Genomic DNA, 15,241 nt, shown 5'->3' with positions numbered 1-15,241 from the left:
ATAACTATATGATTACATAAAGCATGGGTTCATTGGAAAAATTGTAACCGTCTATAAACGGGCGTCGTCTAAGGTGTAGGGAAAGGGGGGAGGACATGGGGCGGTTGGATTGGGAGGCAATGAGCAGGGATGATCAAATTGAAATGCTGATGGACCAATATGGGGAAGAAATTAAAAGGCTTGTTTATACATATGTGAAAAATCATTCGACGGCAGAAGATGTGACACAGGAAATCTTCCTAACCGTCTACTTGAAACTGGATTCGTACGCGGGGAAATCTTCAATTAAAACTTGGTTATATTCGATCGCGATTAATAAATGTAAAGATCACTTAAAAAGCTGGCATGTCCGGAAGATGATCCTGCAGGAAAATATAAAGGATTTATTACGGCCAAATCGTCGGGGACCAGACTATGAAATGATCGACAAGCTCGTTCGCGGGCAGATTGTCGATGAGGTACTCAAGTTGTCGATTCCTTATCGGGAAGTGATTTTGCTTTATTACTATAGGCATCTATCAATCAAAGAAGTGAGTGACATTCTTGGAATTAGCGAGAGTGCTGTAAAGGTGAGGCTCCACCGGGGCAGGGAAAAGTTGAAAAAGCCATTGGAACTTTTGAAGAGAGGTGAGGCAGATGGATGACAAATTGAAGGGGTTACAGGAGGAAGTTGATAAGTCCATTTCACAGGACGAATATTTCACGGAACAGGATAAGCGCAAGATTCGGAATGGGATTATGGAAATGAAGCGCAGCGTTCCAACACCGAAACGCCGAAATCTACTGCCACAGCTGCTTACTGCCATTTCCCTTTGCGCATTCTTCGTTTTCCTTAGTGGAATCATCGGAAAGGAACTCGGCTTTTTTGAAAGTGACACGCCGCAAGACGCAAATTCCCCGGTGATTGTGCCTGGCGACGAAGAGGATCCTCCATCCATCGAGGATCGCTACGGAAAGCGGGAGCCTCGGATTGAAAGTGAAATTGAAAAAGTTTTAGCACGTGAGGATTTATTCCAATCAAAACTAAAAGGCACCTTAAAAGGGGCGTATATGGATGAATCGGGAACTGTTGCGGTGGATTTTGAACACTTCGGGGAAATCATCGGCGCGCAACCACTTATGGAAAAGGGTTATCTGATGGCTGTTTTGGATATAGCAGTTAAAAAGAGACCTGATGTGAATCAAGTCCATTACCTATTCGACGGCGACCAAGCTGCGTTCACGGCGTGGAAGGAATCCGCTGACGATGGGGGAGAAAGGGAATTCCAAGAGTATATATCAAAGATGCAGTGGATTCTTTCATTTACATTGTTGACACAAGCAGCGCTTATCTTCATCGTCAAAAATCAGAAAGACCTCCTTTGGGTCATTTTTAGTTTCATATTATTAGTGTTTATCCATCATTTACTATTCACGCAGAACGATTATATATCCGAGCATTTGCCACGGCAAGCTAAGTGGTTCATCGTGCTACTGGTGGTCGTGTATGTTGCCTTTTTTAGAAATTTATATTCATGGGTCAAAGTGATGAAGAAAAATAGAGAGTCGGTCTAATCCACCCAAAAATAAAATGGGATATATTTAAAAACTTTGAAACTATTTTCGGAAAACTACGTCTGTACTGTACTTGCTATTACAATTGACTCGCCGGAGTGGAGGAAAATAATGAAAAGACTATTGAGCATATTTGGCGCACTGTTTCTTGCCAGCAGTATCCCAGCAACTAGCTTTGCTCAGAACACGTTGCAGTTTTCGGACGTACCAACAACAAAGCATTTCGCGGAAGCGGTGTATGATCTTGCGGAACGCAATATTATTGGAGGTTATCCGGATGGCACATTCAAGCCGGGCAATTCCATTACAAGGGGACAGGCGGCCGCGATCATCGCGAAGATGACCAATTTGGATACAACGAATGTGAAAAATCCGGGATACAAAGACGTCTCGACGGCGAATGGTTACTATAAAGCGATTGCGGCAATGACAGAGAAAGGCATGATTAGCGGATACGGCGATGGCCGATTCGGTCCGAACGATCCGATTAAACGGGGACAGATGGCTTCGATTATCGTTAAAGCATTCGATCTGCCACGAGAACCGATCTACAATCATCCATTCAAGGATCTTTCGAATTATCAATCGCATACTGAAAACATTCTCGCCATTTACGCACTCGGCATCACATCGGGAACGACTCCGACTACGTTCAGCCCGAACGCTCCCATCACAAGAGGGCAAGCGGCGAAGATGTTGAAAGCGACCGAAGAATCGAAGCCGCCAATGGTGACAATCAAGGCGAGTGACTTGAAATGGGATTATGTGCAAATTTGGCAATCGGATGCAGAGGAAGGATACTTTAAAGCATTTAAAGTGTTCGGGACAGAAGGTTACACTGAAGACAAAATCCAGGTCGTTCCCGTAAAAGAAGGGAAAGGCATCTTGAATTTACAAGGCAGGCCGAGCAAGGGCTCAAATGTAAAAGACTACGTGAAATATTATGTTCACATTACAAAAGTGAACGGCGAACTGACATTGACATTGGAAGAGACAGAGGACATGGTGCCGACAGCCGTCCAGCTATTTGACATTAAGGAAAACATTGAAACGATCTCCCTTGCGACGATGGAAGGGGAGAAAATCTCTGACAATATGCCGTTCAATGTGGATCAATACACGATCGTCTCATTTGATATCGATAAACCTGGCCAGTATATCGCTACTGTGAAGCTCAAGAGCGGGAAGGAAATACGATACGGAATTGAGGCAAAGCAGAACGACGCTCAATCTTATTATGATGTCGAAGCAATTAAAGAAAACCTGTCGGAAACCTTTAAGGAAGACGACAAGTATGACATCGGTGACTTTAAAATCCTCGAAAAAAATGCCGGGGAGATTGTGAAAATCACCCGCGAACCAGGCACAAACAAGTTCCATTTTCAAGCAACCGGCGAAAAGGAAGGTACTATCCATATCGACTACGGGAAATCACTTATTCAGCGGGATTGCGAGGAATGGGAGTACTGCGATAGATTTTTGTGGTCAGGCCTAGTAGTAAAAGTCCGGATCATCGGCTCAATTGTGAATGTATATGTGTATCGTGATTATGCAGAATAAACCGGTGCCTGTGCAGCATACAATTCATACAATGCACTACAATTGCATAAAGGAAATCAAGAAGCTGACCGTACCTAAACGGTTGGCTTCTTTCTATATTTATATGACTATTAATGAATTGTCATAAATGCGTGTTGCACAGGCACCTACTACACCCAAACAAAAAACTTGAAAGTCAAAAAAGGTCAGAGTATAATAAGGTTATAAGTCAAAGATAGTCAATGTCAGATGATATATATGAATGAAACTGTAAGGAGGAAATGGAATATGAAATGTCAACATTGTGGTAAAAACGAAGCGACAATGAGCTTGCGACTTCAAGTGAATCATCAACGTATGCAGATGAATTTATGTCATACATGTTTTCAAGAGATTCAAGGTCAAATGAGTGCTTCATTTGGCAACGGTGCAAATCAATTTTTCCAAGCGAACGGCAACTCTCAGGCACATACGCAAGTTAGAGAAGTCGATGAAAATCAAGGAAACGGCTTGTTAGACCAACTCGGTAAAAATATTTCGAATGACGCCAAGGAAGGACGAATCGACCCGGTTATCGGTCGCGATCAAGAAGTGAAGCGCGTTATTGAAACTTTAAATAGAAGAAACAAAAATAATCCTGTTCTCATCGGGGAACCGGGTGTCGGTAAAACAGCGATTGCGGAAGGGCTCGCAGTGAAAATCCATGAAGGCGATGTTCCCGCAAAACTGTTGAATAAACAAGTGTACGTGTTGGATGTAGCATCACTTGTGACGAACACAGGAATCCGCGGTCAATTTGAAGAGCGGATGAAGCAATTGATCGAAGAGATCGAGAACCGGAAAGATGTCATCGTGTTCGTCGATGAAATCCATCTTCTCGTCGGTGCAGGTTCGGCGGAAGGCTCCAAAATGGATGCGGGGAATATCCTGAAACCAGCATTGGCACGCGGAAGCATGCAGCTTATTGGAGCAACGACGTTGAAAGAATACCGTCAAATTGAAAAAGACGCTGCACTCGAACGCCGCTTCCAGCCGATCATTGTCAAAGAGCCTTCTGCGGAAGATGCGATTACAATCCTGAACGGAATTAAAGACCGCTATGAAGCGTTCCATGAAGTGCATTACTCTGACGAAGCGATTCGAGCATTCGTCGCATTATCACAACGGTATATTCAAGACCGATTTTTGCCGGACAAGGCAATTGATTTGATGGATGAAGTGGGTGCACGCTTGAATCTGAAGCATTCTTCTGCAGATGCTGAGCAAATCGGAAAACGGCTAGAAGAAGTCATCCAACTAAAAGAACAAGCTGCGGAAATGGAAGACTATGAAAAGGCGGCAGCGTTGCGCCAAGAAGAAATGCAATTACGTCAACAACTAGAAGAAGCCGAACAAGGCGAAGCGTCTCTCTATGAAGTGACTGTTAAAGATATCGAGGAAATCGTAGAAGAAAAAACAGGCATTCCGGTAACGAAGCTACAAGCATCGGAACAAGCAAAAATGAAAGACCTTGCAGAAAATCTACGTAAAAAAGTAATTGGACAAGTAGAAGCAGCCGATAAGGTTGCAAAAGCAATCCGCCGCAGCCGCGCAGGATTAAAATCGAAAACTCGTCCAATCGGATCGTTCCTATTCGTCGGTCCAACAGGTGTCGGTAAAACGGAAATTACAAAAGTTTTGGCAGAAGAACTATTCGGTTCCCGCGATACGTTAATTCGTCTTGATATGAGTGAATACATGGAGAAACATGCCGTCTCTAAAATTATCGGCTCTCCTCCAGGCTACGTAGGGCACGAAGAAGCTGGCCAATTAACGGAACAAGTTCGCCGCAACCCGTATTCGATTTTGCTATTTGATGAAATTGAAAAAGCGCACCCGGACGTTCAACATATGTTCCTTCAAATTATGGAAGACGGGCGACTAACGGATTCGCACGGTCGAACAGTAAGCTTCAAAGACACTGTCATCATTATGACAAGCAACGCCGGAACCGGTGAGAAGAAAGTAAGTGTCGGGTTCAATCAAACCGCACATGAATCCGTCTTTATGCTAGAATCGCTAGGAAACTACTTCAAACCTGAATTCCTGAACCGTTTCGATGCAATCGTCTCATTCAATGAATTAACAGAAGACAATCTACTCGAAATCGTCGACTTGATGCTCGTTGACTTGGAAGAAGCGATCGAAGAAAACGATATCGCGATTTCCATCTCGCCTGAAGCGAAACGGGAATTAGTGAAACTCGGCTATGACAAACGCTTCGGAGCACGACCACTCCGCAGAGTCATCCAAGACAAGATTGAAGATCCATTAACAGATCTCATTTTGGAAGATGACGATATCGAAAAAGTTCATGTCGATGTTGTCGATGAAGAGATTGTTGTACGTCAGATGTAATGAATTAACGAAAATAGGTTGTACATTTAATAGCAGTAAAGCCACAAAGAACCCCTTCATGCCGTAAAAAGGCGTTGAAGGGGTTTTGTTGTACGTTGACTACACCTGTGTCCCAAATATACCTAAATACTGCTCCTGTAATACAAATTCATTATTTTTCCACCCTAGTGTATTCAACATATAACCTAATCCATCCGCATGATATCTTCCGGATATTTTTTGATATGCTAATAGCTCATAGACCCCATTGGAATCAAAATCCACTGGATATAGGCCACTTAAAGGATCTACAAAACCGGTTATCGGGGTTTTCAACTTGCCATTCCGATCATAGATCTCATTTAAATAACTTGAATCTCTCGTAGAAATATCAATAATATACCTTTCATTATTTGGTCTGCTAATAACTTCAACTTTATAATTATCTTGATAATTGACCTCGTATTGGAAATGATCATTGTAAACATCAGAATCAAAAAGGATGGTTGCGTTATTTCCGATAAAGGAAACGATGTAATAGTTAATGATTCCGCCACTGCCACCTGTAGACATACCGATTAATATTTCATCTACCCCATTGCCTGTGAAATCGCCTAAGAACAGGGTCGGATTATAGCCTTCATTGTTATGAAGCGGAATATTTGTCACTACTCCTGTTCTACCGTCCCTAACGTGAAGAATTATATTTCGAGTGTATGGGCTATCCGGCGTTTTTGTTCCAGTCAGATAGATTTGATCAATCACTCGATCACCCGTTACATCTCCATTCGCGATAGCAACTACACTAGGATTACCCGTGGCAGCCGAAAAATTAAAGTTATTCATGGAATACCCCTTTTCATAAAGACAATCGTTATTATCTATCCTATGGGGGTCTAGGCTGATTGCTACTAGTTGTGAAGGAAAACATTGATTGGATAGGTATTTTCAGCAATAAAACTTTCATAAAGAAAATCGAACCTTCTTCTAAGCTGATTTGGTTTTGGAAGAGGTTTTTTTCAATGGAAAGTAAGATTTCTCGCATAGTAAGTAGGGAAGTTCCCTGAAAACCGCTATACGACTAAGGTTGGAGGTAATATGGGCAATTCCACATAGGAACTATTGTCGTTGGTGTCCGTATAAAAGATAGTTCTATGAAAGGGAGTGTATTCGGTGAAGCGAATGAATTTAAAATATGCTGTTATGAGTATCGGATGCTGCATGATGCTTGCGGCATGTTCGGATAAACCGGAGCCCGAATCTGATGTAGAGTCGGAAATTTCGATTTCGGAAGAAGAAACAAAACCGGTTGCCGAACAGCAGATTCCTAAAGCGGCACGTACGTTGGAGGATATGATTTCCCAGCCTGCGGGCAAGTTGGTGGAAGCACATATGGACCCTGAAGTGGAGGCGGCAAAGACTGTCAATTGGGTTCAATATCATCGCTTCTATGAAGATACGTTCCAAGGGATCATGGAAGAAGAGCTGCCTACATATTTTGAGGAACACCCGGATTTAAGCGTGGACGAGATTTATGACTATCTTGTTTATCAATTAGGTTCGGGGCAATATTCAACATTCTATGACCAGTTAACGTCTTATGAGCATGGGTATGTGATGCCTGAGTTACCGGAAGGCAAGGACGAAATTGAGATTGCTAAGAAGCAAAAGACAAATGTCGTTATTTTGATGGATGCAAGCGGGAGTATGAAGGCGGAAATTGGAGGCGAGTCGCGTATGTCTCTTGCGAAGCAGGCGATTGAAGATTTCACTGGCCAGCTATCTGATGATGTCAATGTCTCCTTATTTGCGTACGGCCATAAAGGTGCCGGGACGGAAGCCGATAAACAGCTTTCTTGCAGTTCGATCGAAGAGCTTTATCCGCTTGGCACGTATGACGAGGGTTCATTCCAAAAAGCGATGGATTCTTTTGGTGCTAGCGGCTGGACGCCACTAGCCGGTGCGATGGAAAAGGCGCAAGAGTATCTTGCTTCTTATGATAAAGAGAACTTTAGGAATATCGTTTACATCGTAAGTGATGGTGTAGAGACTTGCGACGGAGATCCGGTTGCCGCGGCGAAAAAGCTGCATGACAGCGATATCGAGGCGAAGGTGAATATTATCGGCTTCGACGTCGATGATGAAGGACAAAACGAGTTGAAAACAGTGGCGGAAGCAGGCGGCGGTGAATATGCGACAGTGCGGAACCCGTCCGAATTTGAAGGAGTTCTCATTAAGAAATGGAAGCCAAGCATGATGCAAGTGATGAGCCAGCAAGGCGTCATGCTCCATGATTTAGTTCATCAAATGGAGGCGCTCATTGCAATCCATGACCCACTCAAAAATATTTCTGACCGGGAGGCAACACGGATCAGCAATGCTGCTTACTATTTGAAAAATAAAAAGATCCTTGACGATGAAAAGGCGTCCGAAGTAATTGAGCTAGCAAAGGAAATGGGAGAGCTGAGATCAGCCCATTTTACGGAATTAAAAGAGCAGAAGAGTGAAGAAGCGAAACAGGCGAGGGATGAAATCGACGCGAAAGTGGAAGCGTGGAAAGAGAAATGGTACGCAGAATTGGAGAAGGACGAATAACGATTTCTTGAAAAAGAATTCCGCCAATCACAGACTGTAGATAAAGGCTTTCCGCTTTGTCTACAGTCATTTTTCAAATTGACTGCTCAGCTTGGCTTGAAAACGCTAGTTCTGTTTGCCTCCGAAAAGGATATGATATATAGGTTTGAACTTGTTATCTAAATAGGAAATAGAGGGAGGGGAGGTACGACTGTTTTAATTGAAAAGGAGAATAAAGGATTTCAGGACAGGATAACGAAATAGATAATGGTGTAAGGAAGCGAGAGGTTGTTGAAATGAAAAAACTAAAGTTGGAGAAGTTCACTGATGAAGATTTTGAGGAGTATTACAAGTTAGTATCCGATGCATCCGTCATGGCGCAAATTACAGAGCGGGCGATTCCGTTAGACGTAGCAAAAGCGAACTATCAAAAGTTGCTAGAACGTAACAGCAAACACAAGTTGTTCGGCTCTTACAAAGTGTTTGATGAAGATTACATAGGCCTTGGTCATGTGACCGTGAAGGAAGAAAATCCTGCTGAAGCAGAAATCGGATACATGCTGTTGCCAGCCTACTGGGGCAAGAGATACGGCACCATCATAGCTGGGGAATTGATTGAATTGGCAAAACAGACGAACGTGAGCCGTCTCACTGCTGTCATCGATCCGGCAAATATCCCATCGAGAAAAATATTGCTCAAGCATGGATTTACGTCAGAAAAGATATGTGAAATCGGGGGACTGCCTGGGGAAATCCTTGATAAGATTTTATAGTTGAAGATGGAGAAAACAGGAGGCTATACAATTGGGGAATGAAGTGGGGATTCAATCAACAGCAAAAGAGAAAAGAAAGGGGATGGAGATGAATCAATTATTTACGATAGACTGCGGGGAAATCATATTGAGAGAGTTTACAATTGACGATGTAGATCGTATTTATGAAATTACTTCACAACCCGAAGTTTATGAATTCCTGCCGGATTGGCAGTCAACGAGAGAACAACGATTGAACTGGGTTACAAATTATGAAATCCCAGCCAATAAAGAGTTTTTGGCAGCCGTCCCTTTGATCGGCGGCCAGAATTATTTGAAGCTAGGAATTATAGTAAAAGAAACTGGCGAATTTATAGGTTTCTGCAATACAGGCATTAAAGAAGAGCTGAGTGAACCGAACCGGGAAATTGCTTATGCCATTTCAAAACATTACAGAAATCGTGGATACACAACAGCAGCAGTAAAAGGACTAGTAAACTTTTTGTTTGAGCATACAGATGTAGAACAACTTAATACAGTTGTCCTACCCCGCAATGCTAGTTCAATTAAAGTTATTCAAAAATGCGGCTTTCATTTGAATGGAGAGACTGAAATTGAAGGGCAAATGCATTTTCGTTACACCCTTACGAAAGAAGAGTGGAATATAAGTAACGAGACCATCAAGCCTTTCCAGAGATATTGAAATTTTGAAGATGCTCGGATCTAAGGCTAAAAGAAGCAACTTTTTTCTTCCATTGCTTGACGACATCTACGTGGTCATCGTAATGGTAAAGAAAGAAATTCATTTCCTTCTTTCTACTCTTAACGTTGATGACAAACGGAATCACAGTAGTCTCAGGATATAAAAACGATTTTTCAGTACCCGGGAAGATGTGGTTTCTCTTTACATATTGAGCTTCATTAAAATATTCACTAAACCGATTTTTTTCTTCCTCTTCTAAGTGCGTTCCGTTAAATGTGACAGTTATATCGTTCGGGTCAAGCTTTGGATGAATCGTAAATTTATTCAAAATCCATCCGACTAGTGCGCTAGTAGGACTCGAAATAAATATTAGAATTACCCCGATTACTGAAGCAATAATCGTCCATATCATTTCATATCAACTCCGTTATGTGTAGGTGCTTGTTGTATTCATTAAGAGTATCATAACAAACTGATTTGATATTATGTTTGACAACTTATTAACTTTTTTACTAACCATTTAGTTTATAGGAAAGGCAGGAACGGTTATGATATTGTGGTTTCGGCATTTGCCACAGCCAACTTTGGATTTGTCTAAATGGAAACCTTTCATTGAAAATGCATCGTTTCGAAAGCATTATATGAAATTTGTATATCTTTTAATGGCCGTCTTTTTTCTGGTGCCCTATTGGCTTTTCAAGGGAAGTTTCATTCATCTAACAAACTTTCCTCTACTATTAATCGTTATTTTGGTTTTCGTCATTCATGAGGCACTTCATATGCTTGTCATCAACAAGAAAGGTGATATGAGCCTAACGTTCAAAGGAATCTATTTTTGGCTCAATACAAATGCAGTTCTTTCTAAAAAGAGATTTTGGATTTTCATGAGCTTACCTTTTATCGGATTAACGATAATCCCGGCAATTACATCGTTCTTTGTAGCAGTTGAAATCAAAGCACTCCTTTTATTTAGCAGTTGGTTTAATTTAATAATTTCAGCCTCCGATATTGTGAATTCAGTTTTAATCCTACTTAAGCCGAATCGATCTGAGTTTTGCAGAGGGTACTACCGAGTGAAGTGACCTGCTGGTTATGGAAAATGAAGCGTTGCTGATAAACGTATGATTATCATCATGGAGGTGGCAAGATGGTCAGAAGAAGAGGGATTTACGAAGTGAAAGTACTGGGCAAGCAACTTACTTGTCTGTTCTGTCAAGGCAATCAATTCCGGCATCGTGAAGTATACATGGATTTACAGGCGCGAGGCCAAAATGTGACGGATCAGCTTACCTTTCAATCACTAACTTGTACGTCGTGCGGCGATAACCGCATGTTTCAAGAAAAGGAAGTGTACGATCAATCACTAGAAAGACATATACCAAGCATGGAATACACGGAAGTGGTACAAGAATGAGCATCAGTTATTTACGGCCAATTACATGCAGAATCACGATTTTCGATAAGCCGATGATTTGTCGATTCTGTTCGCACGATGTGTTTATTCCATATGAGATGTACATAAATGTTGAACAGCCGGGAATCGGTTGTTTATATAATCATGATCTGGCGATTTGCCAACATTGCGGGGAAGTGAATCATTTCAGCGACCCGAGCGGTTTTGATAATGAAAAAGGTGATTTTGTATGGGCTTTGAAGCAGTACACGGTGCATGATTAAGAGGCAGATGGGTTGGGAATTTGTGACGTTACAAATGACCATTATAGACTTCCTGTCATACCCTATAGGTGGGGTGGAAAAATGCCGAGAGTCAAATACCGGGAAGCTGACGTTGATTTAATGGCAAGGATGATGAGGGCGGAAGCCGAGGGTGAAGGAAACCAAGGGATGTTGTACGTTGGCAATGTAATAGTGAACCGTGCTGTCGCGGATTGCTTGGACTTTAGAGATGTCAGGTCAATAGAAGATGTCATTTTTCAGGTGCAAGGAAATAATTATTCTTTTGAAGCCGTTCAAAAGGGGAATTTATTTTATCAACGAGCAAGAACCTCTGAAAAAAATTTAGCAAGACAGAATTTGGAGAACTGGAGACAGCATCCAGCGAGATATGCCCTTTGGTATTTCAATCCATACGCGCCTTGTCCTCCAACATGGTACGGTCAACCGTTTACCGGTCAATTCAAAAATCACTGCTTCTACGAACCAGCTGCTGGAACATGTGAAAGTGTTTATATGGGATAATATGAAATTCCGGTGCCTGTGCAGCACTCAATTCAGTAACTACACTACAATTGCATAAAATGAAAGAATAAGCCAACCGTATCAATCACCGGTTGGCTTATTCGCGTATTTATATACTCTTATAAATGTTTCCTAAAAAGGCTCCTGACTAATTGATAGACCCTAACGTATATGTCTCTTCGCCAGGTGTACATGATTGCAATTGTACTTTATCCGAGGACCAGCTTTGAGGCACATAATAAATACGGAACTCCCCGCAAGTCGTTTCGACTTCGTTTTCCTCATTTCGAATCTTTCTATTAATGGTAAAGTGTATTCCACACGCGTCTACCAAACGCTATCCGGTGATAATGAATTGCTCTTTCTTGATGAGGAGGCAATTCATAATGGTCATCTTCGGGAAAAGAATCATGAGCTTCCGAGTGAACTTCAGTGGATAGTGTTGTCTAAGAATATTACCTCAACTGAAAGAGATGCCGCTATTTCAAATTGTTTGTGTGAGATTCTTGATTTCTTAGGAAGCATCGAAAAACGAGAATAAAGGATTTCAGGACTAGGCAACGAAACAAGTAATGTAAGCATGGATTTACATCCGAAAAGGCTGGGGAAATACTCAGCGAGATTCTGTAAGTTAAGATGAAATAGGAGGCTATGCAATTGGCGAATGAAGTGATATTTCGATCAGCGGCAGAAGAAGATTTGGAAAGAATCGTGGAAATGCTAGCAGATGATAAGCTTGGAGCTACACGGGAACAGTTCGTATTGCCATTACCAGAAGTGTACCGCGAAGCGTTTCGGGCGATTGATGCAGACCCCAACAATGAACTAGTCGTTGCATGTCTCGGAGATGAAGTCGTTGGTGTCCAACAAATCACATTCACTCCCCATTTGACCCGTCAAGGTGGATGGCGTGCAACGATCGAAGGGGTAAGGACCTGTTCAACCGTACGAGGAAAAGGAATCGGAACGGAGCTGATCAACTGGGCAATCCAACGAGCGGAACAGCGTGGCTGCCATCTCGTTCAGCTAACGACCGATAAAACGCGGGAGGATGCCATCCGCTTTTACGAACGGTTAGGATTTCAGGCGACTCATGAAGGAATGAAGATGAAATTAAAATGAAAAATGCCTATGACCAAACAGAGGACAATGGTTTGGTCATAGGCATTTTATTTATCATTCAACCATCTTCTGTAGCAAAACTTTGATTATGTCGAAAAAGTTCTAATGTTAAGTCGATTATCAATCGACTATGTGATAGACTAAAAGTTGCAACGGCATATAGCGGATGGACGGTTGGCACTCCCTGGGAAAGGGGGTGTATAAATGGTGACATATGAAGCAATGAATATGCTATTCCAATTTGGAATGCTTATCGCAACTACTGTAGCAACAATTGTAGCGATGATTGCTCTATACGCCCATAAAAAAAAGTAACCTTCCTCCGCTAACAGGCACGTAAGCAGGGCAGTTACTTCTTTGCAAAAATCATCATTACTGGCCAACCGCACTTCTAGCGGTATGTCTGTTGTACTGACCAGATGTTCCCAGCATCTGGTCTTTTCTTATCATATGTTCAGTTTACCACAACCAAACGGAGTTTGCATATTATTACAATAACAATCTAACCAATTCAAAAGAATGATGACATTGTTCCAACGAAGTGTAAACGCAACAAGGAAAATTATTCTTGCCTTTACCCTTCGTTGTTCATATCATCCGCTTTGTTTGAATCAAAATCAATGACTGCCTTTGCAATGATGCCAATTAGACCAATCATAACCCCAGTCCCGACAATTAAGTACATGATAGTGAATACTTTTCCTAAAGTTGTGATCGGGCTTACCCCTGTCTCCACTCCGGTAGGAATCAGACTGACTACACCGAAGAAAATAGCATCTACCGTGTCCCAGCCCTCCACTTTCGTATAAAATAACGTACCTGACAAAACGATCAACAATAATGTTACGAGTAAAGACGTAAAGACTGGATGGGTAAATGACTTCACAATCGCGATGAGCAATCGGATTGCGGTTAAAATGAACGAGATCATTTCGGTACCTCTCTCATGGAAAAGCGATAACTGATTCAATTACAATGATAATCGGCAAAAGCGAGCGAGGTTATACAAATGAGATGGGAAAGGCTTAATATAACATGTTCTTTTCACATAGAGAACAGTGAATTGTGCACGGAGAACACGTTAGTAAGAATCAACCACCTCACAGCCTCATTCAATTCCTCCGCAATAAAATCAGGCTTCACTTCCTTCCAGCGACCAAAAAATTCATCATTTATGTATTTGGTATACGTATCCTTCCCGCTCCCTGTTTTCACCAATATCTTCCTGCACCCAACCTCATTCGCAGCCATTAAATCGGTCCATCGATCCCCGATCACTACGCAATGTTGTAAATCCAAGTTATTCTCTTTAGCTGCCGTACGTAGCATTTCAGGTGAAGGTTTCCTACATGCACACCCATCTACATGCCCGTGTGGACAGAGATAAATCTTATCAAAGCCAAAATCGTTGAGCTCCTTTTCAAAACTTTCATAGGATGCTTCCCCCTGTGCAATGCCAGGTTGATTTGTAAATGAACAAACTAATATTCCGGCGCCTTTCATTTGCTGTATTGACTCAGCAACACCCGGAAAAAGTGTAAACTCTCCAGGATAAATAACACTATCACTTCCTCCGATCGTTCCATCCCTATCTAAAAAGACTGCTTGAACATGCAAAGCAAGACCCCCTATATTTGGATAACTCCAATATTCTATTACTATTTTAGAAAAATCCTATTTAAGACGATCAAGAAAAAGCCCAAAACGACATAGACAAATAAATAAGCAATAATGAACAAGGCAACATTCGAATAGCTACCGACTCCTATTGGTATATCTCCATTAGGATTCAAAAAGAAATAAGGATAAAAACCATCAATTAATCCTCGTAACAAAGAAACAACAGAATAAAGCAAAGGGAAGACCATCCAATAAAAGATATGCCGGTATCTATATTTTTTCTTCGGTTCAAAAACAATCCAATTCATAAATACAAAAATCGGCTGTAAGTAATGAAGTGTAAAGTTCGTGATGATCCGAATTCCCGCATATTCTCCGCCACTTGCAAGAAGGAAATGATAAGTAGTAATGACGATAAACATATAAATAACCGAGCAATTCTTCAAGAATTCCAATACGGGACTCGGGGGCTTTCTCGATATCATTGTGAGAACGCTCAGTAGAAATGTTACGGACACAATTAGGTTCGATTGGATTGTAAATTTTGTCATAGAAATCCAAGGAGCAGGAGAATAAAAGATATGCAAGACAACGCTGAGGAAAGCTATGACAGAGATGATCATATGAAAAATTAACTTTGTTTTGACCATCTTTTCTTGTTCATTCAAATCGATCACCGCCACAAAAAAAGAGAATATTTTACATTACACCTGAACTATACTACTATTCTGTAAATAACTCAACGAATGGTAAATAGAAAATATATACAGGTCGAAACATGTCTATAAAAATTAAAAGGCGG

18 protein-coding genes are annotated in these 15,241 nt (G+C 41.6%); 13 read left to right on the top strand and 5 right to left on the bottom strand.

What is annotated here, in order from left to right:
- Positions 1 to 95: 95 nt before the first annotated feature.
- The 4 genes from AC0L13_RS16695 to AC0L13_RS16680 all read left to right on the top strand — a co-directional run bounded on the left by AC0L13_RS16695 (position 96) and on the right by AC0L13_RS16680 (position 5,490).
- On the top strand, positions 96 to 644 hold the full coding sequence (locus AC0L13_RS16695; protein WP_473641581.1) for a sigma-70 family RNA polymerase sigma factor: 549 nt from the start codon (positions 96 to 98) through the stop codon (positions 642 to 644).
- On the top strand, positions 637 to 1,554 hold the full coding sequence (locus AC0L13_RS16690) for a hypothetical protein (protein ID WP_473641580.1): 918 nt from the start codon (positions 637 to 639) through the stop codon (positions 1,552 to 1,554). Before AC0L13_RS16695 ends, AC0L13_RS16690 begins: the two co-directional genes overlap by 8 nt.
- A 111-nt stretch (positions 1,555 to 1,665) precedes the next feature.
- Complete coding sequence (locus AC0L13_RS16685; protein WP_473641578.1) at positions 1,666 to 3,114, top strand: S-layer homology domain-containing protein; 1,449 nt, start codon at positions 1,666 to 1,668, stop codon at positions 3,112 to 3,114.
- A gap of 267 nt (positions 3,115 to 3,381) precedes the next feature.
- Entirely contained in the window at positions 3,382 to 5,490 is a 2,109-nt protein-coding gene (locus AC0L13_RS16680) for an ATP-dependent Clp protease ATP-binding subunit (protein ID WP_473641576.1), read from the top strand.
- A 99-nt stretch (positions 5,491 to 5,589) separates the two neighbouring features.
- Here AC0L13_RS16680 and AC0L13_RS16675 read toward each other — a convergent pair whose 3' ends face one another.
- Positions 5,590 to 6,315: a VCBS repeat-containing protein gene (locus tag AC0L13_RS16675; protein WP_473641574.1), complete on the bottom strand. Its 726-nt coding sequence runs from the start codon at positions 6,313 to 6,315 to the stop codon at positions 5,590 to 5,592.
- A 336-nt stretch (positions 6,316 to 6,651) separates the two neighbouring features.
- On the opposite strand from AC0L13_RS16675, the gene AC0L13_RS16670 reads away from it, so the two are divergent.
- The 3 genes from AC0L13_RS16670 (at position 6,652) to AC0L13_RS16660 (ending at position 9,498) form a co-directional block, all read left to right on the top strand.
- Positions 6,652 to 8,064 (top strand): vWA domain-containing protein, encoded by a 1,413-nt coding sequence (locus AC0L13_RS16670; RefSeq protein WP_473647080.1) that lies wholly within the window; start codon positions 6,652 to 6,654, stop codon positions 8,062 to 8,064.
- Positions 8,065 to 8,339: 275 nt separating this feature from the next.
- The gene (locus tag AC0L13_RS16665; protein ID WP_473641572.1) at positions 8,340 to 8,816 is read left to right on the top strand and encodes a GNAT family N-acetyltransferase; all 477 of its coding nucleotides are present in this window, start codon (positions 8,340 to 8,342) and stop codon (positions 8,814 to 8,816) included.
- An 88-nt stretch (positions 8,817 to 8,904) separates the two neighbouring features.
- A complete protein-coding gene (locus AC0L13_RS16660) occupies positions 8,905 to 9,498 on the top strand; it encodes a GNAT family N-acetyltransferase (protein ID WP_473647078.1) in 594 nt (197 codons plus the stop codon).
- On the opposite strand, the gene AC0L13_RS16655 is transcribed toward AC0L13_RS16660, so the two are convergent.
- Positions 9,476 to 9,910, bottom strand: coding sequence for a YfmQ family protein (locus tag AC0L13_RS16655; protein WP_473641570.1), 435 nt, complete (start codon positions 9,908 to 9,910; stop codon positions 9,476 to 9,478). The two genes, AC0L13_RS16660 and AC0L13_RS16655, sit on opposite strands and share 23 nt — an antisense overlap.
- 136 nt (positions 9,911 to 10,046) lie before the next feature.
- On the opposite strand from AC0L13_RS16655, the gene AC0L13_RS16650 reads away from it, so the two are divergent.
- From AC0L13_RS16650 to AC0L13_RS16625, 6 genes are all read left to right on the top strand, one after another.
- Positions 10,047 to 10,580: a DUF3267 domain-containing protein gene (locus AC0L13_RS16650; RefSeq protein WP_473641568.1), complete on the top strand. Its 534-nt coding sequence runs from the start codon at positions 10,047 to 10,049 to the stop codon at positions 10,578 to 10,580.
- A 65-nt stretch (positions 10,581 to 10,645) separates the two neighbouring features.
- Complete coding sequence (locus tag AC0L13_RS16645; RefSeq protein ID WP_473641566.1) at positions 10,646 to 10,912, top strand: hypothetical protein; 267 nt, start codon at positions 10,646 to 10,648, stop codon at positions 10,910 to 10,912.
- Positions 10,909 to 11,175 (top strand): hypothetical protein, encoded by a 267-nt coding sequence (locus AC0L13_RS16640; protein ID WP_473641564.1) that lies wholly within the window; start codon positions 10,909 to 10,911, stop codon positions 11,173 to 11,175. The genes AC0L13_RS16645 and AC0L13_RS16640 overlap by 4 nt, the downstream gene beginning before the upstream one ends.
- An 81-nt stretch (positions 11,176 to 11,256) precedes the next feature.
- Positions 11,257 to 11,697, top strand: a complete 441-nt coding sequence (locus AC0L13_RS16635) for a cell wall hydrolase (protein WP_473641562.1) — start codon at positions 11,257 to 11,259, stop codon at positions 11,695 to 11,697.
- Between the two features lie 657 nt (positions 11,698 to 12,354).
- Positions 12,355 to 12,819: a GNAT family N-acetyltransferase gene (locus AC0L13_RS16630; RefSeq protein WP_473641560.1), complete on the top strand. Its 465-nt coding sequence runs from the start codon at positions 12,355 to 12,357 to the stop codon at positions 12,817 to 12,819.
- Between the two features lie 204 nt (positions 12,820 to 13,023).
- On the top strand, positions 13,024 to 13,134 hold the full coding sequence (locus AC0L13_RS16625) for a putative holin-like toxin (protein ID WP_473641558.1): 111 nt from the start codon (positions 13,024 to 13,026) through the stop codon (positions 13,132 to 13,134).
- 259 nt (positions 13,135 to 13,393) lie between these two features.
- Here AC0L13_RS16625 and AC0L13_RS16620 read toward each other — a convergent pair whose 3' ends face one another.
- The 3 genes from AC0L13_RS16620 to AC0L13_RS16610 form a co-directional block, all read right to left on the bottom strand.
- The gene (locus tag AC0L13_RS16620) at positions 13,394 to 13,750 is read right to left on the bottom strand and encodes an ion channel (protein ID WP_473641556.1); all 357 of its coding nucleotides are present in this window, start codon (positions 13,748 to 13,750) and stop codon (positions 13,394 to 13,396) included.
- A gap of 113 nt (positions 13,751 to 13,863) precedes the next feature.
- A complete protein-coding gene (locus tag AC0L13_RS16615) occupies positions 13,864 to 14,436 on the bottom strand; it encodes an HAD-IIIA family hydrolase (RefSeq protein WP_473641554.1) in 573 nt (190 codons plus the stop codon).
- 41 nt (positions 14,437 to 14,477) lie between these two features.
- A complete protein-coding gene (locus AC0L13_RS16610) occupies positions 14,478 to 15,107 on the bottom strand; it encodes a Pr6Pr family membrane protein (protein WP_473641552.1) in 630 nt (209 codons plus the stop codon).
- Positions 15,108 to 15,241: the final 134 nt, after the last annotated feature.

This window comes from Sporosarcina sp. QA0331, assembly GCF_055808055.1.
This window is presented reverse-complemented; position numbering and strand designations above follow the sequence as displayed.

What these genes read in the sequence shown, in the direction of transcription:
- AC0L13_RS16650 (WP_473641568.1), top strand. Translation starts at nt 10,047, where the DNA reads ATGATATTGTGGTTTCGGCATTTGCCACAGCCAACTTTGGATTTGTCT.
- AC0L13_RS16675 (WP_473641574.1), bottom strand. Translation starts at nt 6,315, where the DNA reads ATGAATAACTTTAATTTTTCGGCTGCCACGGGTAATCCTAGTGTAGTT.
- AC0L13_RS16620 (WP_473641556.1), bottom strand. Translation starts at nt 13,750, where the DNA reads ATGATCTCGTTCATTTTAACCGCAATCCGATTGCTCATCGCGATTGTG.
- AC0L13_RS16680 (WP_473641576.1), top strand. Translation starts at nt 3,382, where the DNA reads ATGAAATGTCAACATTGTGGTAAAAACGAAGCGACAATGAGCTTGCGA.
- AC0L13_RS16670 (WP_473647080.1), top strand. Translation starts at nt 6,652, where the DNA reads ATGAATTTAAAATATGCTGTTATGAGTATCGGATGCTGCATGATGCTT.
- AC0L13_RS16635 (WP_473641562.1), top strand. Translation starts at nt 11,257, where the DNA reads ATGCCGAGAGTCAAATACCGGGAAGCTGACGTTGATTTAATGGCAAGG.
- AC0L13_RS16645 (WP_473641566.1), top strand. Translation starts at nt 10,646, where the DNA reads ATGGTCAGAAGAAGAGGGATTTACGAAGTGAAAGTACTGGGCAAGCAA.
- AC0L13_RS16690 (WP_473641580.1), top strand. Translation starts at nt 637, where the DNA reads ATGGATGACAAATTGAAGGGGTTACAGGAGGAAGTTGATAAGTCCATT.
- AC0L13_RS16660 (WP_473647078.1), top strand. Translation starts at nt 8,905, where the DNA reads ATGAATCAATTATTTACGATAGACTGCGGGGAAATCATATTGAGAGAG.
- AC0L13_RS16640 (WP_473641564.1), top strand. Translation starts at nt 10,909, where the DNA reads ATGAGCATCAGTTATTTACGGCCAATTACATGCAGAATCACGATTTTC.
- AC0L13_RS16665 (WP_473641572.1), top strand. Translation starts at nt 8,340, where the DNA reads ATGAAAAAACTAAAGTTGGAGAAGTTCACTGATGAAGATTTTGAGGAG.
- AC0L13_RS16695 (WP_473641581.1), top strand. Translation starts at nt 96, where the DNA reads ATGGGGCGGTTGGATTGGGAGGCAATGAGCAGGGATGATCAAATTGAA.
- AC0L13_RS16685 (WP_473641578.1), top strand. Translation starts at nt 1,666, where the DNA reads ATGAAAAGACTATTGAGCATATTTGGCGCACTGTTTCTTGCCAGCAGT.
- AC0L13_RS16625 (WP_473641558.1), top strand. Translation starts at nt 13,024, where the DNA reads ATGGTGACATATGAAGCAATGAATATGCTATTCCAATTTGGAATGCTT.
- AC0L13_RS16655 (WP_473641570.1), bottom strand. Translation starts at nt 9,910, where the DNA reads ATGATATGGACGATTATTGCTTCAGTAATCGGGGTAATTCTAATATTT.